General features: G+C 59.3%; 26 protein-coding genes. 12 read left to right on the forward strand and 14 right to left on the reverse strand.

Annotated elements, in window-relative coordinates; translation table 11 throughout:
- Positions 1 to 85: 85 nt before the first annotated feature.
- From HU749_RS19915 to HU749_RS19935, 5 genes are all read left to right on the forward strand, one after another.
- Positions 86 to 2,062: a hypothetical protein gene (locus HU749_RS19915; RefSeq protein ID WP_437127822.1), complete on the forward strand. Its 1,977-nt coding sequence runs from the start codon at positions 86 to 88 to the stop codon at positions 2,060 to 2,062.
- The gene (locus HU749_RS19920) at positions 2,059 to 2,748 is read left to right on the forward strand and encodes a GNAT family N-acetyltransferase (RefSeq protein ID WP_057448840.1); all 690 of its coding nucleotides are present in this window, start codon (positions 2,059 to 2,061) and stop codon (positions 2,746 to 2,748) included. The genes HU749_RS19915 and HU749_RS19920 overlap by 4 nt, the downstream gene beginning before the upstream one ends.
- Positions 2,749 to 2,753: 5 nt before the next feature.
- Positions 2,754 to 3,929: a GNAT family N-acetyltransferase gene (locus HU749_RS19925; protein WP_186651528.1), complete on the forward strand. Its 1,176-nt coding sequence runs from the start codon at positions 2,754 to 2,756 to the stop codon at positions 3,927 to 3,929.
- A complete protein-coding gene (locus tag HU749_RS19930) occupies positions 3,901 to 4,695 on the forward strand; it encodes a ChbG/HpnK family deacetylase (protein ID WP_186651530.1) in 795 nt (264 codons plus the stop codon). The genes HU749_RS19925 and HU749_RS19930 overlap by 29 nt, the downstream gene beginning before the upstream one ends.
- A gap of 125 nt (positions 4,696 to 4,820) precedes the next feature.
- Positions 4,821 to 5,759 carry an alpha/beta hydrolase gene (locus HU749_RS19935; protein WP_186651532.1) on the forward strand — a complete coding sequence of 313 codons (939 nt, stop codon included), beginning with the start codon at positions 4,821 to 4,823 and terminating at the stop codon, positions 5,757 to 5,759.
- Between the two features lie 249 nt (positions 5,760 to 6,008).
- Here HU749_RS19935 and HU749_RS19940 read toward each other — a convergent pair whose 3' ends face one another.
- From HU749_RS19940 to HU749_RS19965, 6 genes are read right to left on the reverse strand one after another with little or no spacing between them, the layout of a single operon-like run.
- A complete protein-coding gene (locus HU749_RS19940) occupies positions 6,009 to 7,751 on the reverse strand; it encodes an ABC transporter substrate-binding protein (protein ID WP_018608208.1) in 1,743 nt (580 codons plus the stop codon).
- A 48-nt stretch (positions 7,752 to 7,799) separates the two neighbouring features.
- On the reverse strand, positions 7,800 to 8,072 hold the full coding sequence (locus HU749_RS19945; RefSeq protein WP_014337491.1) for a DUF2160 domain-containing protein: 273 nt from the start codon (positions 8,070 to 8,072) through the stop codon (positions 7,800 to 7,802).
- Positions 8,073 to 8,082: 10 nt separating this feature from the next.
- Complete coding sequence (locus HU749_RS19950) at positions 8,083 to 8,883, reverse strand: carbohydrate ABC transporter permease (RefSeq protein ID WP_014337490.1); 801 nt, start codon at positions 8,881 to 8,883, stop codon at positions 8,083 to 8,085.
- A gap of 10 nt (positions 8,884 to 8,893) precedes the next feature.
- Positions 8,894 to 9,760 carry a carbohydrate ABC transporter permease gene (locus HU749_RS19955; RefSeq protein ID WP_014337489.1) on the reverse strand — a complete coding sequence of 289 codons (867 nt, stop codon included), beginning with the start codon at positions 9,758 to 9,760 and terminating at the stop codon, positions 8,894 to 8,896.
- The gene (locus tag HU749_RS19960; protein WP_079304501.1) at positions 9,757 to 10,866 is read right to left on the reverse strand and encodes an ABC transporter ATP-binding protein; all 1,110 of its coding nucleotides are present in this window, start codon (positions 10,864 to 10,866) and stop codon (positions 9,757 to 9,759) included. The genes HU749_RS19955 and HU749_RS19960 overlap by 4 nt, the downstream gene beginning before the upstream one ends.
- Positions 10,866 to 11,960 (reverse strand): ABC transporter ATP-binding protein, encoded by a 1,095-nt coding sequence (locus HU749_RS19965; RefSeq protein WP_046063498.1) that lies wholly within the window; start codon positions 11,958 to 11,960, stop codon positions 10,866 to 10,868. Before HU749_RS19965 ends, HU749_RS19960 begins: the two co-directional genes overlap by 1 nt.
- Before the next feature lie 392 nt (positions 11,961 to 12,352).
- Between HU749_RS19965 and HU749_RS19970 the strand changes: the two genes are divergently transcribed.
- Positions 12,353 to 14,197: a sigma-54-dependent Fis family transcriptional regulator gene (locus HU749_RS19970; RefSeq protein WP_186651534.1), complete on the forward strand. Its 1,845-nt coding sequence runs from the start codon at positions 12,353 to 12,355 to the stop codon at positions 14,195 to 14,197.
- A gap of 523 nt (positions 14,198 to 14,720) precedes the next feature.
- On the opposite strand, the gene HU749_RS19975 is transcribed toward HU749_RS19970, so the two are convergent.
- A complete protein-coding gene (locus HU749_RS19975) occupies positions 14,721 to 15,233 on the reverse strand; it encodes an anti-virulence regulator CigR family protein (protein ID WP_014337485.1) in 513 nt (170 codons plus the stop codon).
- 128 nt (positions 15,234 to 15,361) lie between these two features.
- Between HU749_RS19975 and HU749_RS19980 the strand changes: the two genes are divergently transcribed.
- Both HU749_RS19980 and HU749_RS19985 read left to right on the forward strand, forming a co-directional pair.
- Positions 15,362 to 16,573 carry an MFS transporter gene (locus HU749_RS19980; protein WP_186651536.1) on the forward strand — a complete coding sequence of 404 codons (1,212 nt, stop codon included), beginning with the start codon at positions 15,362 to 15,364 and terminating at the stop codon, positions 16,571 to 16,573.
- A 232-nt stretch (positions 16,574 to 16,805) separates the two neighbouring features.
- Positions 16,806 to 17,012 carry a hypothetical protein gene (locus HU749_RS19985; protein ID WP_186651538.1) on the forward strand — a complete coding sequence of 69 codons (207 nt, stop codon included), beginning with the start codon at positions 16,806 to 16,808 and terminating at the stop codon, positions 17,010 to 17,012.
- 53 nt (positions 17,013 to 17,065) lie between these two features.
- On the opposite strand, the gene HU749_RS19990 is transcribed toward HU749_RS19985, so the two are convergent.
- The 3 genes from HU749_RS19990 to HU749_RS20000 form a co-directional block, all read right to left on the reverse strand.
- Positions 17,066 to 17,374: an AzlD family protein gene (locus HU749_RS19990; protein WP_046063494.1), complete on the reverse strand. Its 309-nt coding sequence runs from the start codon at positions 17,372 to 17,374 to the stop codon at positions 17,066 to 17,068.
- The gene (locus tag HU749_RS19995) at positions 17,371 to 18,081 is read right to left on the reverse strand and encodes an AzlC family ABC transporter permease (RefSeq protein ID WP_046063493.1); all 711 of its coding nucleotides are present in this window, start codon (positions 18,079 to 18,081) and stop codon (positions 17,371 to 17,373) included. Before HU749_RS19995 ends, HU749_RS19990 begins: the two co-directional genes overlap by 4 nt.
- 93 nt (positions 18,082 to 18,174) lie before the next feature.
- Entirely contained in the window at positions 18,175 to 18,939 is a 765-nt protein-coding gene (locus tag HU749_RS20000) for a sulfite exporter TauE/SafE family protein (RefSeq protein ID WP_046063492.1), read from the reverse strand.
- Positions 18,940 to 19,172: 233 nt separating this feature from the next.
- On the opposite strand from HU749_RS20000, the gene HU749_RS20005 reads away from it, so the two are divergent.
- Positions 19,173 to 20,087 carry a LysR family transcriptional regulator gene (locus HU749_RS20005; RefSeq protein WP_046063491.1) on the forward strand — a complete coding sequence of 305 codons (915 nt, stop codon included), beginning with the start codon at positions 19,173 to 19,175 and terminating at the stop codon, positions 20,085 to 20,087.
- 236 nt (positions 20,088 to 20,323) lie between these two features.
- On the forward strand, positions 20,324 to 20,752 hold the full coding sequence (locus HU749_RS20010; protein WP_046063490.1) for a DUF2628 domain-containing protein: 429 nt from the start codon (positions 20,324 to 20,326) through the stop codon (positions 20,750 to 20,752).
- Between the two features lie 156 nt (positions 20,753 to 20,908).
- Here the strand turns inward: HU749_RS20010 and HU749_RS20015 are convergent, their stop codons facing one another.
- The gene (locus tag HU749_RS20015; RefSeq protein ID WP_225919105.1) at positions 20,909 to 21,721 is read right to left on the reverse strand and encodes a PDZ domain-containing protein; all 813 of its coding nucleotides are present in this window, start codon (positions 21,719 to 21,721) and stop codon (positions 20,909 to 20,911) included.
- A gap of 164 nt (positions 21,722 to 21,885) precedes the next feature.
- On the opposite strand from HU749_RS20015, the gene HU749_RS20020 reads away from it, so the two are divergent.
- Positions 21,886 to 22,869, forward strand: a complete 984-nt coding sequence (locus HU749_RS20020; RefSeq protein ID WP_079304514.1) for a hypothetical protein — start codon at positions 21,886 to 21,888, stop codon at positions 22,867 to 22,869.
- A 98-nt stretch (positions 22,870 to 22,967) separates the two neighbouring features.
- Here HU749_RS20020 and HU749_RS20025 read toward each other — a convergent pair whose 3' ends face one another.
- Both HU749_RS20025 and HU749_RS20030 read right to left on the reverse strand, forming a co-directional pair.
- Positions 22,968 to 23,171, reverse strand: coding sequence for a hypothetical protein (locus tag HU749_RS20025; RefSeq protein WP_027912990.1), 204 nt, complete (start codon positions 23,169 to 23,171; stop codon positions 22,968 to 22,970).
- Positions 23,172 to 23,325: 154 nt separating this feature from the next.
- Positions 23,326 to 23,766 (reverse strand): PACE efflux transporter, encoded by a 441-nt coding sequence (locus HU749_RS20030; RefSeq protein ID WP_027912989.1) that lies wholly within the window; start codon positions 23,764 to 23,766, stop codon positions 23,326 to 23,328.
- A 106-nt stretch (positions 23,767 to 23,872) separates the two neighbouring features.
- Between HU749_RS20030 and HU749_RS20035 the strand changes: the two genes are divergently transcribed.
- Positions 23,873 to 24,757 (forward strand): LysR substrate-binding domain-containing protein, encoded by an 885-nt coding sequence (locus HU749_RS20035; protein WP_079304516.1) that lies wholly within the window; start codon positions 23,873 to 23,875, stop codon positions 24,755 to 24,757.
- Between the two features lie 113 nt (positions 24,758 to 24,870).
- Here the strand turns inward: HU749_RS20035 and HU749_RS20040 are convergent, their stop codons facing one another.
- Positions 24,871 to 26,025 carry an alpha/beta hydrolase gene (locus HU749_RS20040; RefSeq protein ID WP_079304518.1) on the reverse strand — a complete coding sequence of 385 codons (1,155 nt, stop codon included), beginning with the start codon at positions 26,023 to 26,025 and terminating at the stop codon, positions 24,871 to 24,873.
- Between the last annotated feature and the right edge of the window lie 62 nt (positions 26,026 to 26,087).

The raw sequence follows: 26,087 nt of genomic DNA on the forward strand, positions 1-26,087 counted from the left end.
AGCAGGCTCGCTCCCACAAAAGTCTTGTGCCGCGCACAATTTTCATGACCACCACAAATCCCCTGTGGGAGCGAGCCTGCTCGCGATGGGGCCTGTGCGGCGCTGGTGGAAAGTGGCTGCCGGCCTGTGCCTTTGGAGCCTGGCCTTTTTTGCCCAGGGCGCGGCGATGCAATGGACCGGCATCCGCGACGGCAGCCTGTACCTGCAGACCGACCGCCCGGATTATGTGACCGTGCACTGGGTACCAGCCTGGCAGGCCGACGCCAATGTCGAGCACCTGTACCTGCTCAACGGCCAGGGGCAACTGGTAGGTGAGCGCTTGATCAAGGCCGCCCAGGAACGTGGCGAGCAGCAGTGGCCTTTGCTGCCAGGGGCCACCAGCTATCGACTGGAAATTCCCGGCTACAGCTTCCGCCGCTACAACATCGAACACGATGCCCGGACCCGGGCGATGTTTGCCCCGGCCAAGGTGCATTTCAGCGCCGAAACCCACGACGGCGATGAGCTGTATTTCAAGGTCGCACCCGGTGAGCAGGCCGTGCTGGCGGGCAAGTTCCACGGCGGCGTGCGCAGTCTGCAAGCCCGGCGTGTTGCCGATGGCAACCAGGTGCAGTTGAACCTCAAGCCATACCCGGCCTATTGGCAGTTCGATCAAGTCGCCCTTCCCGTTGCCAACGTCGAGCAAACCTGGCGCTTGCAGTTGCAGGGCAACGGCAAGGCGGCGTTCTGGCTGGACGGCACGGCGAACCTGTTCGCCCAGACCGCTGAGCACCTGCAGCCGCTGCGCCAGGACCCGGGGCAGGCGCACCTGAAACTCTATGGCGATGTCCTGGGAACCACCCCAAAACTGGGCATCTCCCTGCCCTACGTCATGCCCCCGCCCTCGGCCTACCCGGTCATTGATGCCCTCAAGCCCCAGGCCGCCACTTATTACAGTTTTGTCGACGTCACCGCGGCCAAGCCGGACCACGAAGATGCGTTCCGGCGCCTGTACCAGGACCGCTTCGGCATCACCCGGGACATCACCCTGTTGGCCGGTAGCGCACGCAAAGCCGACCTGCGAGCCGACCGCATCAGCAACAGCGGCTTGCAGGCCTGGCTCAAGTCGACCCGCGCCTTGGGTGGCAAAGGCATCCATTACCTCAGTTTCGCCGATGAGCCAAACCTCAACTACCCGGATTTTGCCAGTTTCCAGCAGGTGTTCGAGAGCATGGCCAGCCAGGTTCGCGCCCTCCCCGCCAACGCCCGCGCCGGGGTGCGCATTGCCATACCGGCCAGCTCCCGGTTCACCAACGGTCCCCTGGCGGAAAACGCCGCCGACCGGCGCGGGATCGACTGGGCGCGGCGTTTGCTGGCCGAATCCGGTGACCAGATCGACGCCCTGGCCTGGCATGAATGGATGATCCGCGACCTGCTGGCGACCCGGGTCTATCGCAACAGCGTGCGTCAGGCCGCCGAGCTGGTGGGCCTGGACAGCAACGGCCGGCCGCGCAAAGCCTTGCTGCTGGACCAGACCAACATGTCCAGCGGCTCGAGCCTGAGCCCCTACGACCAGGAAACCCACTACGCCGCCCTGTGGTGGACGTCCGTGGCGATCAACGCCTCGGCGGACGGTTGGCTGGACATGCTCAACTGGTTCCAGTCCGCCGACGAACCGGAGTACCCAAAAGGCATGGTTCGAGTGCTGGACAGCCAGCGCTTCGAACTCAAGCCGGTGGGCCTGGCCCAACAGTTCATCCACCAGCATTGGCTGGACCAAGTGCTGCGCCTGGATAACGACGCCTTTGAAGTCGACGTGCTGGCCATGGCCACCGACGCAAGGCGCAGCCTGCTGGGCGTGAACAAAAGCACGCGCCCGCAACAGGTCAACCTGGACGGTGTGCCCTGCCCCCAGCCGCAAGCCGAGCTGGTGTACTTCGGCCCCGACAACCATAGCCGCAGCGCCCCATTCAACTGCGAGGCCGGGCAGATCCGCTTTCTCCTGCCAGGAGAAACCCTGTTTGCCCTGAGCTGGACCGCTCCCGTTTCCCCCCAACCCGCCACCCGTCAGGAGGCACCATGAACGTTCTGCAGAAATTGCGTGATCGCATTCAGAAAAAAGGCCTGCGCGCCATCCTCAAACAGCTGTTCAGACGCTACGTGTTTCTCCACTCGCAACTGGTGTGGCTGGAGCACGATGTGCGAACCCCACTGCCGCCGCATAACCTCAAGCCCTACCCACCGGTGCGCCTGGAGTTCATCACGGTCAGCAATGCCGACGCCTTTGCCCGGTATTTCGGCGACCGCGTCGAAACCATGCGCGAGCTGGCAGCCGAAGGCTTTACAGGCTTGATGTACCTGGATGATCAAGGCGACACCGTGGGGTTCGCCTGGGGCAGCACCCAAGACTATTTCGACCGCCATTTCTATCGCTGCAACTTCCCGATCAACCCCGGTGAATACTTTCAGTTCGGTGGCGAGATGACCCGTGCTTACTGGGGTTCCAGGATGTCGGCGGACATGCAACTGGATGTGTGGAAAGTCATGGCGGACAAAGGATGCGACACCATGGTCGATGTCTGCGACATAGAGAACATCCCAGCGATAAAGATGCATATACGCATGGGCTTCCAGGAACGCGGCAAGATCACCCATATGTATCGCCTGTTCGGCCGCTGGAGGTTCTTCCGCGACACGTTTTACAACGGCTCGGCACTGGACGCCTTCCGTAAACCGGCCCAGCCGGTTGCATCGACTGCAGCGGCCTGACGCCCATGGCGATCCGGTTCCAATGGTGTCGCTCCCTGGGCGCCGAGGACTTTCCCGTAACGGCCTATGACCAGCTGCGAACCCAGGTGCCCGACGCTACGCCCTTCAACACCCTGGCCTGGTTGCAAGCGGCGGAGTTCGCCCTGCTGCCGGACCAGCAGTTACAGGTGTTGCTGGGCTGGGAGGACCAGGCGCTGTGCCTGTGCCTGCCCCTGGTATCGGGGCGTGAGCGTATCGGCGGGCTGCGGTTCCGGGTGTTGCGCCACTTGGGTTATCCATTGGCCGACCGCATCGCCTTGATGGTGCGCCTGGACGCCGAAGGCATGGGACAGGCGCTGATGCAGATCCGTCAGCACTTGCCCCACGCGCTGCTGCAATTGAATGAGGTGGTCGAGCCGGTCGGTGAGCAAAGCGTCCTCAGTGCCTGGATGGCACTGAGTTCCACCGGAGAACGACGCCTGAGTTGCCGGGTGCCGGTGCATTTGATCAGCGACAGCGACCATCAGGAAATCTCTGGCGACCCACGCTACAAATTGCGCCGCGCACGCAAGCGAATCGCCGCCTGTGGCGCCGAGATCCGCCGGGTGAAACCGGACGCCATCAGCATGGGGCAGTTGTTGCGCAACCTAGCCGAGGTCGAGGCGGCCAGTTGGAAAGGCGAGGAAGGCGTCGGCATCTTCGCCGACCCCAGGCGCCGGCAATGGATGAACCACGCCTTCACCGCCCTCGCCGCCCAAGGCCTGGTGCGGGTGGTGATGCTGGAGCTGAACGGCGAATGCATCAGCTATCGCCTCGGTTTGCTGGATCAGGGACGGCTGTATGACTACAACCTGGCGTTCCTGCCGCAGCATGCCGACCTGGGCAGCGGCCGGGTATTGCTCGAAGAGTGGATTCGCTGGGGGCTGGACGAGAACTGGCACTGGATCGATGCCTCGCGCGTCAGCCTGGAGAACTCCAGCCATCAGCTACACGAACGCATGACTGGCCAACTGGAACACTGGCGCTGGAGTTTTTACTCCTGGCAGCCCGGTGGCTTGCTCCTGGGGTTTGCCTTGCGGCTATGGAAAAGCTTGAAGCCATGGTTCGGCAAACGCCGGAGCAAACCGACCGCGACGACGGCATCGTCCCCCCCAAAGAACCAGGAGAAGACGGATGCCGCGCCAAGTGATCGTCAACGCTGACGACTTCGGCCTCAGCCTCAGCGAAAACGCGCTGATCCTGCGGGCCTTCGAGACCGGCGTGATCAGTTCTGCCACAGCCATGGCCAACATGCCGGGTTTCGATCAGGCGTGTGAAATGGCCCGGCAACCGCTGCTCAACGGCCACGTTGGCCTGCATTTCAACCTCAGCTACGGCCCGCCGCTGGGCCAGGCGATCACCTCGCGACCGGTTTTTTGCGACGCCAATGGCCAGTTCGACCTGAACCTGTCGCGTTATTGCCTGCGCCTGGGTTCAAAGGATCTGGCGGCGGTGGAAGATGAACTGCAGGCGCAATGGCAACACTGCCTGGACCACGGCCTGCGACCCAGCCATCTCGATTCCCATCAACATGTGCACAACATCTGGCCCATCGGCGAACTGGTTGCCCGCTTCGCCGCCAGGCAAGGCGTGCCCATGCGCCTGGCGCGCAACCTGGGGGCGAACTTGAACCCGCCCAAGCGCCTATTCAAAACCCTGTTCAACCGGCGCATTCGCAGCCTGTGCGGTGCGACAGCGGACTACGTCTGCACCCCAGCCGACCTGGACTACGCCGCGCCACCAGCCTATGGCTCGCTTGAGGTCATCGTGCATCCGATGCAACTGGACGGGGATTTTGGCGATGCCAGCCTGGGGCCAGGCGAGTCGTTGACCCACGTACTGCACAAGCGCCTGGCGGGCGTGCCCAAGGTCGCGTACGGCCGGACCGCGCAGGTATTGACGCTGGTTGAGTACGGGGATGTGCACTGACAGACGCGCGGTGCATACCTGTGGCGGGGGCGCTTGCTCCCTCGCCACGGCCGTCCGAAATCCCTGCGCCGCTTTCGGAGAATCTGCTACAAGGCATCTTCAGTTTCGAGTAGCGAATTACGTCGATGCCTTTACCTTTATTCTCTCGCCTTCGGCGGCGCTGGCTGGCCTTCCTTGTCATGAGCGCATTGGTGGTCGGCCTGCCGGTGGGCTGTGGGGTATTGCAGCACAAGGAACGCGAGCTGGTCTTTCGCATCGAGCCGGGGACAGCGAGCTGGTTCAGCGGGCTTCCCAGCGGTGTGCAGGAGTTCGATCTCAAGCCCAAGAGCTTCAAGGCCGGGGAAAATATCCACGCCTGGTGGTGGCCGGCCGAACGCAAGAATGCACCGGCGATCCTGTACTTGCACGGTGTGCGTTGGAATTTGACCGGCCAGTTGTTTCGTATCCAGCAACTGAGGGCGCTGGGCTATTCGGTGTTGGCGATCGATTACCGTGGTTTTGGCAAAAGCCATGGGGATCTGCCGTCGGAAGCCAGCGTCTATGAAGATGCACGCATCGCTTGGGAACGCCTCAAGGTCCTGCAACCGGACCCGGCCCTGCGGCTGATCTACGGTCATTCACTGGGCGGTGCCGTCGCAGTGGACCTTGCTGCGCAGTTGGGTCAGGAGGCCGCCAGCAATGGCGATGCCCAGGTCCGAGGCTTGGTCATCGAATCCACCTTCACCTCCCTGGGCGATGTCGCCACCGCGATGGCGAATACCTCCCTGCCGGTGCGCTGGTTGCTGTCACAGAAATTCGACTCCATCGACAAAATCGGCGAGATCAACATGCCGCTGCTGGTGGTCCATGGCGCTGCCGATCGTTACGTCCCGCCCCGGTTCAGCGAGCAACTGTTCAACGCTGCCCGGGAGCCCAAGCGCCTGCTGCTGGTGCCGGGGGCAACGCACAACAACAGCATGAGCCTGGCGGGCAAAAACTACCGGCAGGCATTGGATGCCCTGATGAAAAGCCCACCATCGCCCGTGGCCGGAAACTCCCTGCCCAGCCCGGCCAAAGCGGGCTGATCACTCTCCCTTCAGATCACCCCCCCTGTGGGAGCGGGCTTGCCCGCGAAAGCGTCAGCCCAGTCAACATCGCTGCAACTGACCCACCGCTATCGCGAGCAAGCTCGCTCCCGCAGGGGATTTGTGGCGTATGCGAGGTCTGTGAACGACCCAGAAAAACTGTGGGAGCGAGCTTGCTCGCGATAGCGGTGCAAGCGCACGAAAAAAAAACGGCACCTTTCGGTGCCGTTCGTTTTCACGCTTGGGGCTTTACTTGCGTGCCGCTTCCCATGATTTCAACAGCTCGGTGTAGCTCACGGTTTCGCCTTTAGGCTTCTCGTTCGCCAGTTTCGGCTTCGGTGCGCCCGGTTGGTCGAACCAGTATTGCGCATCGCGCTCAGGGTTCATCTTAGGTGCGCAGGTGGCTTGGGCCTTGGAGCGTTCCAGACGCGTCATGATCGCGTCCTGGTCCTTGGCCAAGCCATCGAGGGCCTGCTGCGGGGTCTTCTCGCCACTGGCGGCTTCGGCGATGTGGCTCCACCACAGCTGGGCCAGGCGCGGGTAGTCCGGCACGTTGGTCCCGGTCGGGGTCCATTGCACGCGGGCCGGGCTGCGGTAGAACTCCACCAGGCCACCGAGTTTCGGCGCCAGGTCGGTCAGGGCCTGGGAGTTGATGTCCGACTCACGAATTGGCGTCAGGCCAACGATGGTCTTCTTCAGCGACACAGTCTTGGACGTCACGAACTGCGCGTAGAGCCAGGCGGCGAGTTTCTGTTTCTCCGGCGTGGACTTCATGAATGTCCAGGAACCCACGTCCTGATACCCCAGCTTCATGCCCTCTTCCCAGTACGGACCACGCGGCGACGGCGCCATGCGCCATTTCGGCGTGCCATCGGCGTTCATCACCGGCAGGCCTGGCTTGGTCATGTCGGCGGTGAAAGCGGTGTACCAGAAGATCTGCTGGGCGATGGCGCCCTGGGACGGTACCGGGCCGGATTCGGAGAAGGTCATGCCCGCCGCTTCCGGTGGCGCGTACTTCTTCATCCAGTCCACGTATTTGGTGGTGGCGAACACCGCCGCCGGCCCGTTGGTATCGCCGCCGCGGGTCACGCTGGAGCCGACCGGATGGCAGTCTTCGACGCGAATGCCCCACTCGTCCACCGGCAAACCGTTGGGCAGGCCCTTGTCGCCGCCACCAGCCATGGAGAACCAGGCATCGGTGAAACGCCAACCCAGGGAGGGGTCTTTCTTGCCGTAGTCCATGTGGCCGTAGACGCGCTTGCCGTCGATCTCCTTGACGTCTTCGGAGAAGAACTTGGCGATGTCTTCATAGGCCGACCAGTTCACCGGTACGCCCAGCTCGTAGCCGTATTTCTCCTTGAACTTGGCCTTCAGGTCCGCACGCTCGAACCAGTCGGCGCGGAACCAGTACAAGTTGGCGAATTGCTGGTCGGGCAGTTGATAGATCTTGCCGTCCGGCGCGGTGGTGAAGGAGATGCCGATGAAGTCCTTGATGTCCAGGGTCGGCGAGGTGAAATCCTTGCCTTCGTTGGCCATCAGGTCAGTGATCGATTCAGTCTTGCCGTAGCGAAAGTGCGTTCCGATCAGGTCCGAGTCGTTGACCCAGCCGTCATAGATGTTCTTGTCCGACTGCATCTGGGTCTGCAGTTTCTCCACCACGTCGCCTTCCTGGAGCAGGTCGTGGGTTAGCTGAATCCCGGTGATTTCGGTAAAGGCCTTGGCCAGCACCTTGGACTCGTATTCGTGGGTGGCGATGGTTTCCGACACCACGTTGATTTTCATCCCGCGAAACGGCTGGGCGGCCTTGATGAACCACTTGAGTTCTTCGAGCTGCTGCTCGGCTGTCAGGGTCGACGGCTTGAATTCACTGCCGATCCATTTTTTCGCGGCGTCTTCATAGGCGTCGGCCCAGGCCGCAGCACTCAGCCCGCTGAGTGCCAGCATGGCTGCCAATGAAACGCTATGTCGCAGCTTATTGTTTTTATTGAACATAGAGACCTCCTGTTTGGGTTTAAGAGCCTGATCGGCGAACCTTCGCGACTAGCCCCACCGCATCACTGCCAACAGCCACACCAAAGACAACGCGAACGCTATCCAGATGCTCCAGTCGGTAACGCCGATCACCAGCATGTGCAGGTAGGCGCTACCGAGAAGACCGATAAACAACCGATCGCCACGGGTGGTGGCAATCGGCAGGAAACCCCGCCGAGGGATGCTCGGCGAACGCAGTTCCCACGTGGTCATGCCTGCCAGCAGCAAGGCGATGACCCCAAAGAATGCCGCCGTGGGGGCGGTCCAGTTCATCCATTCCATCATCGACTCCTCAGACCCGGCCCAGGGCAAAGCCCTTGGCCACGTGGTTGCGAACGAACCAGATCACCAGCATGCCCGGCAGGATGGTCAACACCCCCGCCGCCGCCAGCACGCCCCAGTCAATACCGGACGCCGACACGGTACGGGTCATGACCGCCGCGATCGGCTTGGCATTCACCGAAGTGAGCGTGCGTGCCAGCAGCAGTTCGACCCAGGAAAACATGAAGCAGAAAAATGCCGTGACACCGATGCCCGAACCGATCAACGGGATGAAGATCTTGGCGAAGAACTTGGGGAAACTGTAGCCGTCAATGTAGGCAGTCTCGTCAATTTCTTTCGGCACCCCGGACATGAACCCTTCGAGGATCCACACCGCCAGCGGCACGTTGAACAGGCAGTGGGCCAAGGCCACGGCGATGTGGGTGTCGAACAGGCCGATGGACGAATACAGCTGGAAGAACGGCAACAGGAACACCGCCGGTGGGGCCATGCGGTTGGTCAGCAGCCAGAAGAACAGGTGCTTGTCCCCCAGGAACCGATAGCGGGAAAACGCATAGGCCGCCGGCAACGCGACCCCCAGGGAAATCACCGTGTTCAGGCTCACGTAGTACAGCGAGTTGAGGTAACCGGTGTACCAGCTCGGGTCGGTGAAGATCACCTTGTAGTTGTGGAAGGTGAAATCGTGCGGCCACAGGGTCAAGCCACCAAGGATCTCGGTGTTGCTCTTGAACGACATGTTCAGCAGCCAGTAGATGGGCACCAGCAGGAACAGGATGTAGATCAGCAGCGGAATCAGCTTTCTCTTGCTCATGGTGCGGGCCTCAACGGTTGGCGTCGGAGTGCGTCATGGCGGTATAGAACAGCCACGACACCAACAGAATGATCAGGAAGTACACCAGGGAAAACGCCGCCGCCGGACCCAGGTCGAATTGGCCGATGGCCATCTGCGTCAGGGTCTGGCTGAGGAACGTGGTGGCGTTGCCCGGCCCGCCGCCGGTGAGTACGAACGGCTCGGTATAGATCATGAAGCTGTCCATGAAGCGCAGCATCACGGCGATCAGCAGCACGCTTTTCATCTTCGGCAACTGGATGTGCCGGAACACTGCCCAGTTCGACGCCCGGTCGATCCGCGCGGCCTGGTAGTACACATCGGGAATCGCCCGCAGCCCCGAATAGCACAACAGCGCCACCAACGAAGTCCAGTGCCAGACATCCATCACCAGCACGGTGACCCAGGCGTCCATGGTGTTGGCCGCATAGTTGTAGTTGATGCCCAGGCCGTTGAGTGTGGAGCCCAGCAAGCCGATGTCGGCGCGGCCGAAAATCTGCCAGATGGTGCCCACCACGTTCCAGGGAATCAGCAGCGGGATCGCGAGGATGATCAACACCAGGGACGACCATTTGCCCTTGGTCGGCATGGTCAGGGCGATGGCGATGCCCAGGGGAATTTCAATCAGCAACACGCACGCCGAGTAGATGAACTGGCGCAGCAGCGAGTCGTGCAGCCGTGGATCGAGCAGCACCTGCCTGTACCAGTCGGCGCCGACGAAGTAGCGGCTGGACTGGTCGAAGATGTCCTGCACCGAATAGTTGACCACGGTCATCATCGGGATCACGGCGCTGAAAGCCACCAGCAGGAACACCGGCAACACCAGCCACCAGGCTTTGTTGTTCTGCACCTTGTTCATGGCTGCACCTCACTCAACGGTTCCAGCAGGTATTCATCGGCATAGACCATCAGCCATTGGCCCGGAAAACTGATGTACGCGGTGCCTTCGGGCACGGGCTTGTCTTCGGCCAGGCGGACCTTCAGCGGTGCGCCATCGAGGTTGAGGGTCAGGATCTTGTAGGTGCCCAGGTCTTCGACGTGGACCACGTCAGCGCGCATCGCGTCGTCGTAAGGGCCATCCCAGACATGCACAAACTCGGGACGGATACCGACCTTCAGGCTTTTGCCTTCGGCTTCGGCGACCCGACGTTGCAAGGTTTCCGACAGCGGCAAGTGGGTCGAGCCGAAACCGACGCCACCGGGCTGCGCCGTGACCTCGATCAGGTTCATCCCCGGGCTGCCGATGAAATAGCCGACAAAGGTGTGGCTCGGGCGCTCGAACAAGTCCCGGGGCGTGCCGAACTGCACGATCTGGCCGCCGTACATCACGGCGATCTTGTCGGCGAAAGTCGAGGCTTCCAACTGGTCGTGGGTGACGTAGACCATGGTGATGTTGAACTGCTCGTGGATCTGCTTGAGCTTGCGCCGCAGTTTCCATTTCAGGTGCGGGTCGATCACCGTCAGCGGCTCGTCGAACAGGATCGCCGACACATCGTCGCGCACCAGCCCGCGGCCCATGGAGACTTTCTGTTTTTCGTCGGCGGTGAGGTTGCGGGCCTTTTTATCCAGCAGGTTCTGCAGGTCCAGGACCTCGGCGATTTCCTGCACCTTGGTGTGGATCCTCGCCTCGGCCATGCCCTGGTTGCGCAGCGGGAACGCCAGGTTGTCGAACACCGTCATGGTGTCGTACACCACCGGGAACTGGAACACCTGGGCGATGTTGCGGCGCTCCGGGGTCAGGTCATTGACGACTTTGCTGTCGAACATCACCTGTCCTTCGGAGGGGCTGAGCAAGCCGGAGATGATGTTGAGCAATGTGGACTTGCCACAACCTGACGGCCCGAGCAGCGCATAGGCGCCACCCTGCTCCCAGATGTGGTTCATCTCGCGAATCGCGTAGTCCTCGGGGCCCGCCGGGGTGCTGGTGTAGCTGTGGGCGAGGTTCTGCAAACGAATTTCGGCCATCAGGCAACCCTCGCGATACGCTGCCCTGGGGCTTGGACCAGCTTGCCCTGGGCATCGAAGACAAACAGTTTATGGGTCGGAATGTAGATGCGGATCGGCGCGTCCACGTCGTACTCATGCACCCCTGGCAAGTGCAGCACCAGCAGGAAATGTTCGTTGCGCACATGCAGGAACGTCTCCGAGCCGCTGATCTCGGCCACCTCGACAGTCACCGCCAGTTCGAGGTCGTCGTCGTTGCTCGGCACCAGGGAAATATGGCTGGGACGCACGCCGAAACGGAACTCACCCTCGCCCACCGGGCGCAGATCGACGTTCAGCGGGAAGTGCACGAAATTGGCGAAGCTCACCTCGTTACCGACGATGCGCCCTGGCATGAGGTTGATCGGAGGTTCGGAGAACAATTCGGCGGCCAGGACGGTTTGCGGCTGGTGATACACCGAGGACGATTTGCCGCTCTGGATCACCCGGCCTTCATGCAGGATCGTGGTGGTGCCACCCAGGGCCAACGCCTCGTTGGGCTCGGTGGTGGCGTAGACGGCGATGGTGTGGCGGGCCTGGAACAATTCGCGCATTTCCTGGCGAAGCTCTTCACGCAGCTTGTAGTCCAGGTTCACCAGCGGCTCGTCGAACAGAATCAGCTCCGCGTCCTTGACCAAGGCCCGGGCCATGGCGGTGCGCTGCTGCTGACCGCCGGACAATTCCAGTGGATGGCGCTTGAGAAACTTCTCGATCCGCAACATTTTTGCGGTTTCCAGGACTTTGCCCTGGATGACTTCCTCGGACACACCGGCCTGGCGCAACGGCGAGGCGATGTTTTCGAAAACGGTCATGGTCGGGTAGTTGATGAACTGCTGGTAAACCATCGACACGTTGCGCAGTCGCACCGGGCGATTGGTGACGTCGACGCCGTTCATCAGGATGCGGCCGCTGTCGGGCTTGTCCAGACCGGCCATCAGGCGCATGAGGCTGGTCTTGCCGGACAGCGTGCGGCCCAACAGGACGTTGAAGGATCCGGGTTCGAAACTCAGATTGGCATCGTCGATCCAGGTCTGGCCTTCGACGGTGCGACAGATGTGCTCAAGCTTTAATGACATGGCTCGGCCTTTTTATTATTGGAGTCAAGCGACCCGAGCTAGAAAGCGAAAGCCGTGCCAGAAATCACAAGCCTTTGATCAGATTGATATTTCCATTGATCCGCTGAAAAAATACGTTCGTTGATGAACACAAGTGAACAGCCGCGAATGAACAATTGAACAACAAGCGGGTTGACAATGAACAATTTTGAACAACACTGAACCAGTGGGAGCGAGCCTGCTCGCGAAAGCGGTGTGTCAGTTAAATCCATGTGACTGATCTACCGCTTTCGCGAGCAGGCTCGCTCCCACAAGGGCCGAGCCAATTTAAGTAGTGTTTGGATCTGCCCCAGCACAAGGAGTCTGTGCGAGACTTGCCACAACAATAAAAACAGCTCCTGCGAGAGTGCCCCATGGCCGCACCTGCCCCAGCCTTGTCCCACGAGGCCATCATCCAGGCCTCCTGGTCCCGTTGCCGCGCCTTCGGCCTGAACCATCAAAGCGTGCCGGCCTTCGACCAGTTGCCCGCCCAAGGCATCGCCCAGTTGCTGGAGAGCCAGCATTCGTTGGTGCAGACCACCCACCAGGAAGTCCTGCCGTATTACGAGAACATCCTGAGCAACTCCAACTGCCTGATCATGCTGGCCGACAACCAGGGCCAAGTGCTGACGTCCTGGGGCACCCAGCGTTTCATCGAGCCGAAACTGGCCCATGGCTTCAGCGCCGGGGCGAGCTGGATGGAGCGCTGCACCGGCACCAACGCCATCGGTACCGCGCTGGCCTGCGAACAGGCGGTGCACATTGAGCACGATGAACATTTCCTCAAGGCCAATCGCTTCATGACCGGCTCCGCCGCGCCGATCTTCGATGCCGAGCGCAAGGTCATCGCCGTGCTGGACGTCTCCAGCGACAGTTACCTGCCGCCGTCCCACACCCTGGGCATGGTCAAGATGATGAGCCAGACCGTGGAGAACCGGCTGATCCTCAACCTGTTTCGCGGTGAACACTTCCAGCTGACCTTCAACACCGGCCTGAACAACCTCGACAGCCAATGGGCCGGGCTGCTGATTTTCGATGAGAGCGGCCAGGTCCTGTCCGCCAACCGCCGGGCCGACAACTTGCTGGGCCTGAGCCTGTCGCGCGTCAGCATCGAAAGCCTGTTCAAGGTCTCGCTGCTGGAACTGCTGAACCAGCCCGACGGCCTGCCGTTCGCCCTGCAAGCGTCCGGCAGCAATCGTTTCCAGTGCTTGCTCAGGCGCCCGAGCCAGGTGTCGATCAAGGCTCGCGTATTCACCGAAACAGCACCTGCGCCAGCCTCCGCCAGCAACGCTATCAGCCTCAACACCCTGCACTTCGGTGACAGCCGCGTGGAGAAAGCCGTGCGCCAGGCCGAGCGCTTGCTGGAGAAGGACATTCCGCTGCTGATCCATGGCGAGACCGGCGTCGGCAAGGAAGTCTTCGTCAAAGTCCTGCACCAGGCCAGTTCGCGCTGCAAGCAGCCGTTCATTGCCGTCAACTGCGCAGCGATCCCCGCCGAGTTGGTGGAATCGGAATTGTTCGGTTATGAAAAAGGCGCCTTCACCGGTGCCAACCAGAAAGGCAGCATCGGCCTGATCCGCAAGGCCGACCGCGGCACGCTGTTTCTCGACGAGATCGGCGACATGCCCCTGCCGACCCAGGCCCGGCTGCTGCGGGTCTTGCAGGAACGTTGCGTGCAGCCGGTGGGCAGCGCCGAGCTGTTCCCGGTGGACATCCGCATCATCTCCGCCACCAACCGCTCGCTGCGTGAACAGGTGCAACTGGGGCGGTTTCGCGAAGACTTGTACTACCGCATCGGCGGCCTGACCCTGGAACTGCCGCCCCTGCGCGAGCGCAGCGACAAGCAGGCCCTGTTCAAACGCCTCTGGGAACACCACCGCGAACCAACCCAATGGGCCGGCCTGAGCCGCGAGGTGTTGGATCTGTTCGATCGCCACCCCTGGCCGGGCAACCTGCGGCAGGTCAGCAGCGTGCTGCAAGTGGCCCTGGCGATGGCAGAGGAACAGCCGATCCGCCCGGAACACCTGCCCGACGATTTCTTTGTCGACCTTGAAATGGAACCGGTGGAAACGCCTGAGCCGCTGACGGTGGACCTCAACGATGCCGAGGACCTGAACCGTCAGTTGCAGGCCGTGGGCGGGAATATTTCACACCTGGCGCGACGGTTGGGGGTCAGCCGCAATACCTTGTACAAACGCTTGCGACAACTGGAGAGCTGATACGAAACCTGTGGGAGTGGGCTGGCTCTTGTTGATTGAGTACATAGCCGTTGCTGCGGTACCGGCTGCTTAGGGTTCCGCTTTTACAGCGGCTCACTTTTGAAAAGCCCGGGAGCCGGCCCAGTCAAAAGTAAGCAAAACGCTTTTGCCCCACCACTTGGTGCCTCGCCTAGGCTCGGCATGCCCTCACTCCGGCATTGCTCCGTGGGCCCGCCGCGAAGGGCCATCCATGGCCCAGCGCGGCTATCCCGGCATCCATGCCGGGATGCCCACTGCGCAATGCCTGCGTTCGGCCAGCGTGGTTAACGGGGCGCCGAGATCAACGTCCACCGCGAGGCGGCCTAACAGCCGACCTGGCTCTCCCGGTCATACACCCCTCAGATCTGTTTGAGCAGGACCTGTGGGAGCAAAGCTTGCTCGCGAAGGCGGCGGCACAGCCAACATTATCGCAAGCTGACCCACCGCTTTCGCGAGCAAGCCCGCTCCCACAGGGGGATGCTGAATTGATTGGCATTACTCCGACTTAGTCGAACGCGCCATTGAGCACTTCATAGATGATGCCAGTGGCGATCGCCACCAGGATCAGGTCCGTGCCGACCTGCTGCCACTCATAACCGTCATAGTGCGGCAACCGCCCCAACAGCCGACCGTCGAGTTTTTTGGCGATGCCCGGCGGCAACGGCTTGCCCCGTGCAAGATTTTTCTGGATGCCCGGTGGCAACGCCGGGCCGGGGCTCCAGTAATCGCGATAACCACCAATCACACCCAGGATGCCGCCGCGGTCGAGGCTCGGGCCGTTATGCCAATCGCCACCGCCACCGCCTTGGTTTCCCTTGCCACCCTGGTTGCCCTTGTTACCGGGATTTCCTTGACCACCCTTGTTGCCCTGCCCGCCTTTGCCTCCCTGCCCTTGACCGGGACCTTGATCGAATTGAGCGTTACCCTTGCCGTTGCCCGGGTCCGCGACAACAATGCCAGGGCCAGCCGCCAGGGCGAAACAGGTCACTGCAGCAATCAACGAGCGCGATTTGAACATGGCAGTTCTCTCAAAAAAGGGATGACCCCTGTAAAGATATAGAGACTAACGGTGATATTAGTTCCATATCACGCTGCGCGTCGTTGCCAGGACCGGATAACACCTGAACACAGCAATCAAGGAGTTTCATGGGCAAGGATTACCTGGCTTTTTTCGTCTCGATGTTCCTTTCCCGGTTGGCCGACCAGATTTTGCTGTTCATCGTCCCGCTGATTGTTTTCCAGACCACCAACAGCGTCTCCTGGGCAGGCCTGGCCTTCTTCGTCGAATCCTTGCCACGCTATCTGGCGTTCCCCATCTGTGGCGCGCTGTGCGACAAGTTCTCGCCGATTCGCATCCTGCACATCAGCCAGGTCTATCGCGCCGTGGCCTGCGGGGTGGCGGTCGTACTTTATGGCGTCCTCGGCGGGATCTATTGGATCGTCGCGCTCTCGGCCCTGTGCGGCGTGCTGACCACCCAGGGCATCATGGCCCGCGAAGTGGTGATGCCGTACATCTTCAAGCACTACACCTACACCAAGACCTTGTCCTACTCGCAAATCGCCGACCAGACCGGCTTGGTGCTGGGCCCGCTGATCGCCGCGCTGCTGCTTGAGGTGTGGGCGTGGCACTGGGTGGTGCTGGCGATTGCCGGGCTGTTCCTGCTCGCGGACCTGGCGATGCTGTATTGGCAGCGCATCAGTTCGGTCACCCTGGAAACCTTCGAGCAACATCACGACCTCTGGCTGAACCCGCTGCGCATTGCCTTCAGCCACATTCGCAACCTGGCGGAACTGAAAAAGATCATCAGCCTGGCGGTGGGCGTCAACCTGATCATCGGCGTCACCCTCGCCACCTCAGCGGCCATGGTCATCGGCCATTACGGCGCAGGCAAGGATGACTACGCAGGCTTGCAGGCCGCCGGTGCCGTGACCACCATCCTCATCCTGTTTCTCCTGGCCCGGGTAACCTTGCCCTTGAAACTACTGGGCGCCCTCTCCTACACGCTGATTGCCGTCGGCGCCTTCATCACCGCGCTCAGCCCGAACACAGGGGGCTACGTCGTCGGTTTCTTGCTGATTGTCGGTTTCGACAAAATGTTCAACGTCTACTTCCGCACCCTCCGCCAGCAAGTCATTCCGCCTCAGGACTTCGGCAAGACCGTCGGCGTCATCACGCTGCTCAACAACCTGTCGCAACCGCTCGCGGGCTTGCTGGTCGCGGTACTGGCGGCGCCGGTTGGAACGCAGCAGGTGATTGTGCTGCTGGCGGTTGCCACCAGCCTGATCGGAGCCGGGGTGGTTGTGGTGCACAGGCATTCGACACACCGGTCAAGCGTCTACAGCGCCGAGACCGACTGACCCTGCCGGGGAGCGGTTTGTATTATCAGTGACTTATTGTTGAGGCATGGTTGCAACGTTGCCGGCGTCAATGCACGTCTGCCCCGCCATTCGTCACCTGTCGAGGGACGGGGCCAACAAGCGGCCCCGTCTGGCTCAGGGTTTGCACTGGCCTGTCTCAGCAGCCAAGAACGACGTAATTCTGACGCGGCGGCAAATTAATCAATGCTTGGTCAGCAAACGGAGATGTACCGTGTCAACTCTCAACGAAATCGCAGCGAATCACGCGAGAATGGCAAAGTTAAAGGAAGAAGAGTCGATGCGGCTGAGTGCGCTTCAGGGTCAGGTGGTGGGGAGTTTTGAAATTCCACCCATCGAGGCGCCACAGGAGATGTCGCTGCACTTTATGGCGGGGGGACAGGATCACTCGTTTGGGGAAGCGGCGGCGCTGAGTTTTTGACCTGGGTGTTGATGGGGTTTCGTCGCTCGCTTGTTCGCGGGCGACTCGACCTTTCAGAACTGCCTGGCTAAAGCCGCTGCAAGTATGCCGGCCGCAATTGCCGGCAACGGTTTTTTCAGTGTCAGCATGACGATTGCCGTGGTCAGCAAAGCCAGGCGTGCGCCGTTGTCACCTTTCACCGCCAACGGAGCCAGCACCGCCACCAGCACCGAGCCCGACATGGCCGTGATGAACTGCTGCACCCGATAGTTGATCGGCACGAACGACATCACGAAAACACCGCCCCAGCGAGTCGCCAGTGTCACGACGGCCATGATCAATATGACGATCAACGTGCCGTAACCCGCCGTTTCGATATTCATTGTTTTTTCTCCATCCACAGCGCGCCCAGGATGCCCCCCGCCAAAGCGCCGACCACGACATGACTGTTCGCCGGCAAGTACCAGTAGGCCAACAGCGATGAGCAGGCCGCCACGGTCCAGATGATGAACATGCGCAGGTTTTTCTTCCCGCCCACGACCATCGCCAACAAGAAACAGCCCATCACCATATCGAGCCCGAAACTGACCGGGTTCTTAATGGCGCTGCCAAAATGAAGCCCCAGCCAACTGCCCAGGATCCACGCGACCCAGAGCGCAATGCCGCCGCCGAATAAAAGCCCGAGCCCCGGCTTGCCCCGACTGAACGCCTGCATCGCCATGGCCCAGTTCGCGTCCGAAACAACCAGCATGACACCGTAGCGTTTGGCAACGGGTAGCTCCCGCAGCCACGGGTAAAGCGTCGCTCCCATCAACAAGTGCCGGGCGTTGATGGCGAAGACGGTGATCATCAGCGGAACGACCGGCACTTGCTGCCCCCACAGATCCAGTGCGGCAAATTGAGAAGCGCCGGCAAAAACCAGCGTGCTCATGAGCACGGCAGACGTATCACTCAAGCCCGTTTGCGCAGCCGCCAGGCCGAAAGCAACGCCGAACACAACGACGAAAAGAGAGATGGGGATCAGCTGTTTGAAACCGTCGTAGATGTGATTCAACGTCAGCGCGTGCAGGTGGGGTTCAACATTCGACAAAACTTGGCCTCTTCTGGGTATCTGCGGTGCAAAAACCGAGAGTATGGGGCGCAATCTCCGTGTAGAAAACTTTTTGCCGGGTCAAAGGGCAACTCAACCCGCCGAGATCAGGTCATAGGACAGCTTGCTGATGAGGATCACCAGCAGCACCAGGAACAGCCCGCGGACAAAGGGAACTCCCTTGCGCACCGCCAGCCAGGTGCCGGTCAGCGCGCCGAGGATATTGAACAGCGCCATCGGCAGCGCTACCAAGTAGAGCACGTTGCCGCTCGGGATAAAGAACAGCAGCGCCGCGACATTGGTGGCGATATTCACCAGCTTGGCCGACGCCGAGGCGTGCAGGAAGTCGAAGGCGAAGCAGCGAATGAACAGGAAGATCAGGAAGCTGCCGGTGCCCGGTCCGAACAAACCGTCGTAGAAACCGATGGCGCCACCGACCAGTACCGCCAGCAGCTTCTCCTTGGTGCCGATGCGCATGGGCTTGTGCAGGCTGCCGAAGTCCTTTTTCCAGAAGGTGTAGATCGCCATCAGCATGATTAGCACCAATACCGCCGGGCGCATCAGTGCCTGCGGCACGATCGATACCGTCGCCGCGCCAGCGAAGGCCATGACAAAGGCCGCGCCGGCGGCAGGAACCACCAGGCTCCAGTCGATCACCACCTTGCGCACGAACGAGCGCGCAGCAAAGGCCGTGCCGCAGGCCGCCGCGACCTTGTTGGTGCCGAGCAGTGCGGCGGGCTGGGCGCTGGGCAGCACATTGAACAGTGCCGGGATCTGAATCAGGCCGCCGCCGCCGACGGCCGCATCGATCAGGCCGGCGGCGAAGGCGAAGACACATAGCAGGATGATATCGAACATTGAATCAGGCTCTGGCGATAAAGGGGTGGGTGGTCGACAGGGGGACTTTTGGCACCAGCCATTCGTGGGTCGCTTCGCCCGCAAGGGCGGTTGCTTTTCTGAGCGTTTCATCCAGCGTCGACATATCCATCGCTCCTGTTTAGCTACGTCCTTGTGGTGAGAGCGGGAAGGCTAACGGAAGGGGCTTTTTTGTGTTGCAATGTCATATTGTGAAAAGTGCAATGAGGTGGCCGATGGCACTGGATATGTTGGCTGATCTTGAAGCCTTTTCGACGGTGGCCCGCAAGCGCAGCTTTGTCGTCGCAGCCCGGAGCCTGGGGCGCTCCCCCAGCTCGCTGACCCGCGCCATTCAAGGGCTGGAAGAACGCAGCGGGGTCAAGCTGTTCAATCGCTCGGCCAACGCCGTGACGCTGACCGAGGCTGGCGAGCGGCTACTGCCCCACGCCTACAGAATGCTAGATCTGCAACGTGAGGCGGACGAGGACCTGGCCGGGCTCAGCGGCCTGGCCACCGGCTGGATCCGCTTTTCCGCACCGCAATCCTTGGCCCACACGGTGGTCCCCGGGTTGATCGCCCAGTACAGCCAGCGTTATCCCGATGTCAGCGTGGATGTGATATTCACCGATGCGGCGGTCGATCCGGTCAAGGGCAAGCTGGACTTTTCGATTCGCGGCGCCTTTCCACAATCCAGCGACCTGATCGGCTACCCGCTGTGGAGCTATTCGCGCTACCTCTACGCCAGCCCTGGCTACCTGGAGCGATGCGGGCTGCCGGCGTCCATCGAGGCGCTGGAACAGCACGCATTGATCCTGCACACGGCGCCGCGGATTCTCAAGGAATGGAATTTTCGTGGGCCGGGCCAGGCCGGCAGCTTTCGCGTGCACCCCAAGTTTCGCTTCAGTTCCGGCGCGGCGGTGTTCCAGGCTGCGCTGGCCGGTGCCGGGATTGCCCGCCTGGCCGACTGGCTGGCCGAGCCGGAAGTGGCGGCAGGACGCCTGGCGCGAGTGTTCCCCGAGTACAAGCTGACCTCCAGCACGGGTGAAGACCCGCGCATGCATGCGGTCTATCCCGCCGGCAACCTGCCGTTGCGGGTCAAGAACCTGCTGGACATGATCCGTGTCTACGGTGACAGCGTCAGCCGCCCCTGAAGGTCGGCCGGCGCCCCCATTGAAAAAATAGAGTGAAGCGCGTCACAGACCAGGCGACCGCTCCAGCGGCCAGTGCGGAATGTTCCACACCAACGGCCATAAAGCGGCAAAATAGACACCTCAGGCGACTCATTCGAGCCCTTCGTCAAAGATCAAAGCAATCAATGCGCTAGAAACAGAGCACAGGATTTCTTGGAAGAAAGAAAAATTACTTATGGAAAGCAGGAGCGTTAAAAATGAGCACAACTGAACAAGTACAAAGTACGGGTAAATACAGCGCCAAGTGGCAGGAACGCTTTGATTTCTTTGAAACCTATGGCGCGCCAAACGACCCGCGCTACAAGGAAGCCGTCAAGACGCTGCCTGGCGCCAAGAAGAAAATCCTCATCAACGCCAACGTGATTGCGTTTTTCTTCGGCCCTATCTACCTGTTCGTCCTCGGCCTCTGGAAGAAGAACCTCGCCCTGCTGGGTATTTTCCTGGCGATCAATATCGCATTGAGCGTGATTTTCGCAATCATCGGCATGGAGTTTCCCCGGCCGTTGAGTACAGGCCTGAGCATCGCCCTGTCGATGATGTACGCACTCATGGCCAACTACGCCTACTACCTCAAGGAAGTGAAAGGCGAGCAAGGCTGGAACCCGTTCAAAGGCATGCGTCTCTGATTGCAGGCTTGGGTCATCAACAGCCCGCACCTCGTCATGAGTGTGCGGGTTTGTTGTTTCTGGGGCTGGAAAGAGCGTCAACCCTCCGATCATGCGGCTTTCATTCGCTTCAGGCAGCGTCACAACAGACGTTCAACCGCCCAGGGTTCACCAGGCTCACAAAGGTTGGGAAGCGGCACTACCATCGGCAACGACGACCTTGACGTCAGTCACAGCCCGATAGCGCCAGACCTTTATCAAGGCGCTGTCTCCAGGCGTCATGCGACCGATGATGGCCGTGACCTCGGAAGGACTGTTCACCGCCGCACCGGCGATCTCCAAAATGATATCCCCCGCCAAGAGCCCCATTTTTTCGGTATCGGTGCCTGGTTCCGGACCAAACACCAGCACCCCTTTCTCGGAAGGCAAACCGAAGCTTTTTACAACGGTAGGTGTGACCGAGCCCAGATGCGCCCCAAGATGTCCAGCCGCAACGGGTATGGGAGCGGCAATGCTTTTGGCAGGTATCGGGGCTGGCGCGACCGTCGCAGTAGGAACAGGATTGGCGGCGACGCTTGGCTGAGTTGCGCTGCTACGGGAGCAGTCTCGCTGAGCGACCACTTGATGAATCACTTGCCTGATTTTTTCCGTCCGCGGCGTCGGATACTGGTCATAGCTTTTTTGAGTAATCAATAACGTATCGCAATCCATGGCCTCGTAGGTTGCCGGAGACTCGGTAGTGCGATGATATTCCGCATACTTCGCCTTTTCTTCTTCCCCCATGGGAACAAAGATACAGCCCACAAGCAACGGGGATGCTGCCGCCATTAGCGAAACGAGTCTGAGTGACATAGCCATCCCTGATGTTGGAGTTTTTGAGTTGTGGGGGTGAACGCTACTGTTTTGCCATGCGTCTGTCCAATCCTTCATCGTGCTCTTGGGCAAGAGGATCAGACCACCGATAAATTCCGTGGCGACTTGCGCCGACACCTTCCCAAACCCAGCCAAGTGTTAAGTAGGCGGTACATATCTGTCAGCATTTTAAACACTCGCGCCAATAATTCCTTAACCCCCTTGAAAAGAATGGCAGCGTACAGAAGCCCGACTACTCTGAGCCTTAGCAACATCCAAAAAAACATGCAAGGGAGCAGCAGATGAAAACACTACCATTGATAATGGCTGCATTACTTTTAAGTGGCTGCAATGCAAACTGGAATAGCATCTATAGAACCCATGACTTCCAGCTTCCTCAAATAGCCAAAGAAAGGCAAAAGTCCGTATTTATAGATATTAACCAGAGAGCGATTATAAGCGGCAACGACACCATTTGTGCAGAACCGAGCCCTGATGCAATGCAAGCCTATGCAGCTCAACTCGCTGCCTCCGGCACTCTGAGCGATAGAGCCAAGGCAGAATTGGCAGCCGCGGTACAAACTTCGGCAGCCTACATTGGCGTCAGATCAAAGAACATTCAGCTCTTCAGAGATGAGTTTTATCGACTCTGCGAAGCTCGCATGAACGACACGCTTGATGATGCACAATATAATTTTTTCCTGGCAAGACTCCAGCGCTACTCGGTGGCATTAGCAGCCGTGGAAGAACTGAACCAGGGAGCAATTGCTCCGGCTGTGTATCTATCGTCCTCCGGCAACGCATCAGTCGCAGGGTTAGCAGTCCAGCGGCAAGAGTTGACCGCCGTTCAGAGTGAGCTGGCGGCTGCAAAAAAAGCGGCAACCGATACACCTTCTGACGCAGCCAAAGCGAAGGTAGCTGAATTAACCGGAAAAGAAGCAGAGCTCAAGAAGGCTATCGATGAGAACAGAAACAATTCAGTCAGTGGTAAAACGTCAGGGGAAATTGGAACACCAGTAAAGGGTACGTCCCAAATAACGGCAGACGCCACTCAAAAAATAATTACAGCCGTGCTGACTACCAATGATCTCCCCTACATGTGTCTGGAACGCTTGAATGAATATGCCAAACGAAACATGAACCTTGACGAAAGTGACTCATGGTCTCAACTTCCTGACGGACGTATCATTTCCAAAGGCGGACGTCCGCTGAATGAAGCCGACAGGGTCATCGTTTCATATTGCAAATCCATACTTCAAGCAGCTGGGTCTAATGCGCAATTCTGAATGCTTGAGAAAAAGGGATGGATTATGTAAGAACATCGGGGGCTCTGGTCCGCCCCCGCTGTTCCTTAGTTGCTTTTTGACTCACCTATAACGACAGATCAGTTCTGTCCAGTCATAGCCTTGGCCGCCTTCTCCAGATTAGCAGCCTGGCGCCCGACGTCTTCAAAGCACTTATCCTGCTCCGCCATCTGGAGTTTCAGGCAGCTGAATGCGTTTTGCTGCACCTGTTGGTTAGCGGAGTAGAATTTGTAGCAGAATCCTGCTACTGCGATTAAAACGATTACGTACAACAGCTTACCCATGACAGCTCCTTTTTTTGAGGGCATCAAAATACCCCATGCGCCGACCAAAATGAAGGCAAAAGAGTGGCCACCCTCAAAACGGGAAAAAGCGACAGCGAACAGTGCATCAAGATGCGCCCAAGCTTCTGAGCAACTGATTCAAGGTGTGTTGACGTTAGACACCGAGTGTCTGATCGGCCTGCGCCGAAAGCGGCACATCAAATACTCGATCAAACCCCCATTGAAAAACCAGCGCGTAAAAAAAGAAAAACACGAACAACCCCAGGTTGGTCACCAGCGCCAGCCACAGGCTGATGCCCAACCATGCGCCAATCACTGGAGTGAGGATCAACGTCAAGCCGCCTTCAAATCCCAGGGAGTGAAGCAGCCGTCGCTGCCAGTTGCGATGGCGGCTGCGCTGGCGACGTTCCCACCACTCGAACAGGCCATTGAAAAGCATGTTCCAAGCCAGCGCGACGGCAGAAATCACCAGCGAAAGCAGAGTTGAATAGCCCATCCCTTGTTCGTAGGTCAGCGCGAGCGCCGGAGCCACGAACAGCACGCCACCGGCTTCGTAAAGGATGGCCTGAAGGATTTTACGGGGCGTGCCTTGCATCGCTGGGCTCCTGGAGTGAGGTGGGAGACCACAGCCTGGCAAGTTGAGCACCCGCGCACAATTGAGCTAAATTGAGCCACGCTCAACCTGAGTAACCTACCCGCCCATGTTCGCCAAACTGCCCCTCACCGCCTTGCGCGGCTTCGAGTCCGCTGCACGGCTGGGCAGCTTCAAGGCAGCGGCCCAGGAACTGAATGTCAGCCCGGCGGCGATCTCCCATCAGGTCAAAAGCCTTGAAGCCTTCCTTGGCGTGCGCCTGTTCGAACGCTCCAGCCAAAGCGTACGCCTGAGCGCCGACGGCGAGCGCCTTCAACCTTTCATGCACCGTGCCCTGCTTGATATCCAACATGGCCTGCAGGTGCTGTCGCCGCCTTGTGCTGCCCAGTCCTTGGTGGTGAGTACGACGCCGGCATTCGCCAGCCTGTGGCTGATACCGCGGCTCGGGGATTTTCATCGGTTGTACCCGGAGATCGACGTCAGGCTGCATACCAGCAACGACGTGGTCGACCTGCAGCGTGACGCCAGCATCGACCTGGCGATACGCGCCCTGTTCAGGCCGGACCCACAGCTGTTCGAACAGCCCCTGTTGGATGAGCACTTTGGTGTTTATTGCCGCCCCGGCTGGCAACCGCCCGCAACGGGCTCGCCCGTCGAACTGATCGACGTGCCATGGCTGAGCAGCGCAAACGTTGCAGTCGACTGGCCTGTATGGTGCGCCAAGGCCGGCACCCTGGGCTGGCTGGAGAACGCGCGTTTTCGGCGTTATGACGAGGAACAACACGCCCTGCAGGCGGCGATCGCCGGGCACGGGCTGGTACTCGCCAGCAATGTGCTGGTTACTGAGGCTGTTGCGCGTGGGGAGCTGGTTGAATATCGCCCTGAAGTTCGCTTGGCGGGTGCGCGGTATACGCTGGTGTGCGTGCCGGGGCGGGAGCGGCAGGTGGCGGTGCGGGGGTTTAGTGAGTGGTTGTTGGGGCGGAGTATTGGTTGAATGAGTTCTGCCTACGTCCCGACGAATCGGGACGCTTGCAGCCTAGGGTACGTTGTTAGCTAGTGGTTTAGACTCTGCGAGTTTCTACCCACGCGTCCCAGCCCCCAAAACCCCTACGGCTGTAGAAAAAAATACTTGTAAGGTGGCACAACGATAAAACCTTTTCTTTTGCTAGCTCTCAAATTGCTCCCGATCATATCATGCATATCCACTAGCACACGCGCCGAACTACCATAGTTTGAATGCCCAAGAAGATCATCAACACCGCCCGCACGAGTTATATCAACAGAGTCAATTCCGGGAAAGAAAAATCCTTCAGAGCCACTAAAGCCAAGCATTCCTCGATCAGCAAGATAGGTGCTAGAGGAAACTTTGAGCGCCTTATCCTCCGACGACATATAGATTGTCGCGCGGCCAAACTTACTAAACGCGGTCTTATATTTTAGAATAAACGTCTCCCTGGGAAAGTCAGGTGCAGCCAGTATGATATTACCCAGTTTCTTATCAAATAGTTTTGGCTGAGTAGAATAGAGTCTAGCCAGTGCAGGAATGACTACTTTTGACCCCATGCTATGAGCCAGGACATGAACTCTCTTTCCCTGCGTAGAGGCCACCAGTTTTAACATGAATTTTTCGAAGTCATCAACGGAGTCCAACGCCCTACCAAAATCGCGATTGTACTTTAACGGATCCCCAATAGAAGGCCAACTGAACACCACCGGTTGCAAATCAGGATTAATATCATAAGACACTTGAGCTGCACGCTTCACAGCGTCTTCAAATTTCACATTAAAGCCATGTACGAAAAGCAATACATCACCGCTTTTAAAACCTTTCGCTGATTTGAACTGCTTAAAGAAGTCAGCCTCAGTCAACGTTAGCGAGCCGTCATTAAGCAAGGTGATAATTGGATCATCCTGCTCATCCACGAGCCCAAACTCCATTAACATCTTAAATGCAGGGCTATGTGAATCTTTAAAGCTTCCCACATCCCGTTTAAAAGGAATCAGAACGGTCTCCTGACCATAAGACAGGGGGTCACCGGACACATTCAACTCAGGTAACAGACTGCCATCCGGCGCTTTTCTTCTATTTGTTGCATAGCTGACCTTCACTGGCGCAAAAACTTCAGTCCTGTATTCCGGGGTGGGATAAGGTAACTGCTCAGGACTGGAAGTTGGAGCCGGATACGAAACTGAAGATGCACACCCGGCAAAAAATACGCTGAATGATAGAAGCCAGATACCACCCAACAAAGAAAACTTCATTATTTTTCCATCCTTTGATTTTATTTAACGCAAGCACCAAAACAGAAAGCAATCCACATTTT

It is taken from the genome of Pseudomonas ogarae (assembly GCF_014268695.2).
GTDB lineage: Bacteria > Pseudomonadota > Gammaproteobacteria > Pseudomonadales > Pseudomonadaceae > Aquipseudomonas > Aquipseudomonas kilonensis.

Bases quoted from the DNA above. Each gene is read 5' to 3' on its own strand.
- HU749_RS19920 (WP_057448840.1), top strand. From the start codon at position 2,059: ATGAACGTTCTGCAGAAATTGCGTGATCGCATTCAGAAAAAAGGCCTG.
- HU749_RS20035 (WP_079304516.1), top strand. From the start codon at position 23,873: ATGTTCGCCAAACTGCCCCTCACCGCCTTGCGCGGCTTCGAGTCCGCT.
- HU749_RS19965 (WP_046063498.1), bottom strand. From the start codon at position 11,960: ATGTCATTAAAGCTTGAGCACATCTGTCGCACCGTCGAAGGCCAGACC.
- HU749_RS20000 (WP_046063492.1), bottom strand. From the start codon at position 18,939: ATGTTCGATATCATCCTGCTATGTGTCTTCGCCTTCGCCGCCGGCCTG.
- HU749_RS19955 (WP_014337489.1), bottom strand. From the start codon at position 9,760: ATGAACAAGGTGCAGAACAACAAAGCCTGGTGGCTGGTGTTGCCGGTG.
- HU749_RS19925 (WP_186651528.1), top strand. From the start codon at position 2,754: ATGGCGATCCGGTTCCAATGGTGTCGCTCCCTGGGCGCCGAGGACTTT.
- HU749_RS20020 (WP_079304514.1), top strand. From the start codon at position 21,886: ATGAAAACACTACCATTGATAATGGCTGCATTACTTTTAAGTGGCTGC.
- HU749_RS20010 (WP_046063490.1), top strand. From the start codon at position 20,324: ATGAGCACAACTGAACAAGTACAAAGTACGGGTAAATACAGCGCCAAG.
- HU749_RS19990 (WP_046063494.1), bottom strand. From the start codon at position 17,374: ATGAATATCGAAACGGCGGGTTACGGCACGTTGATCGTCATATTGATC.
- HU749_RS19945 (WP_014337491.1), bottom strand. From the start codon at position 8,072: ATGGAATGGATGAACTGGACCGCCCCCACGGCGGCATTCTTTGGGGTC.
- HU749_RS19915 (WP_437127822.1), top strand. From the start codon at position 86: ATGGGGCCTGTGCGGCGCTGGTGGAAAGTGGCTGCCGGCCTGTGCCTT.
- HU749_RS20040 (WP_079304518.1), bottom strand. From the start codon at position 26,025: ATGAAGTTTTCTTTGTTGGGTGGTATCTGGCTTCTATCATTCAGCGTA.
- HU749_RS20030 (WP_027912989.1), bottom strand. From the start codon at position 23,766: ATGCAAGGCACGCCCCGTAAAATCCTTCAGGCCATCCTTTACGAAGCC.
- HU749_RS19960 (WP_079304501.1), bottom strand. From the start codon at position 10,866: ATGGCCGAAATTCGTTTGCAGAACCTCGCCCACAGCTACACCAGCACC.
- HU749_RS19930 (WP_186651530.1), top strand. From the start codon at position 3,901: ATGCCGCGCCAAGTGATCGTCAACGCTGACGACTTCGGCCTCAGCCTC.
- HU749_RS19970 (WP_186651534.1), top strand. From the start codon at position 12,353: ATGGCCGCACCTGCCCCAGCCTTGTCCCACGAGGCCATCATCCAGGCC.
- HU749_RS19975 (WP_014337485.1), bottom strand. From the start codon at position 15,233: ATGTTCAAATCGCGCTCGTTGATTGCTGCAGTGACCTGTTTCGCCCTG.
- HU749_RS19935 (WP_186651532.1), top strand. From the start codon at position 4,821: ATGCCTTTACCTTTATTCTCTCGCCTTCGGCGGCGCTGGCTGGCCTTC.
- HU749_RS19980 (WP_186651536.1), top strand. From the start codon at position 15,362: ATGGGCAAGGATTACCTGGCTTTTTTCGTCTCGATGTTCCTTTCCCGG.
- HU749_RS20005 (WP_046063491.1), top strand. From the start codon at position 19,173: ATGGCACTGGATATGTTGGCTGATCTTGAAGCCTTTTCGACGGTGGCC.
- HU749_RS19940 (WP_018608208.1), bottom strand. From the start codon at position 7,751: ATGTTCAATAAAAACAATAAGCTGCGACATAGCGTTTCATTGGCAGCC.
- HU749_RS20025 (WP_027912990.1), bottom strand. From the start codon at position 23,171: ATGGGTAAGCTGTTGTACGTAATCGTTTTAATCGCAGTAGCAGGATTC.
- HU749_RS19950 (WP_014337490.1), bottom strand. From the start codon at position 8,883: ATGAGCAAGAGAAAGCTGATTCCGCTGCTGATCTACATCCTGTTCCTG.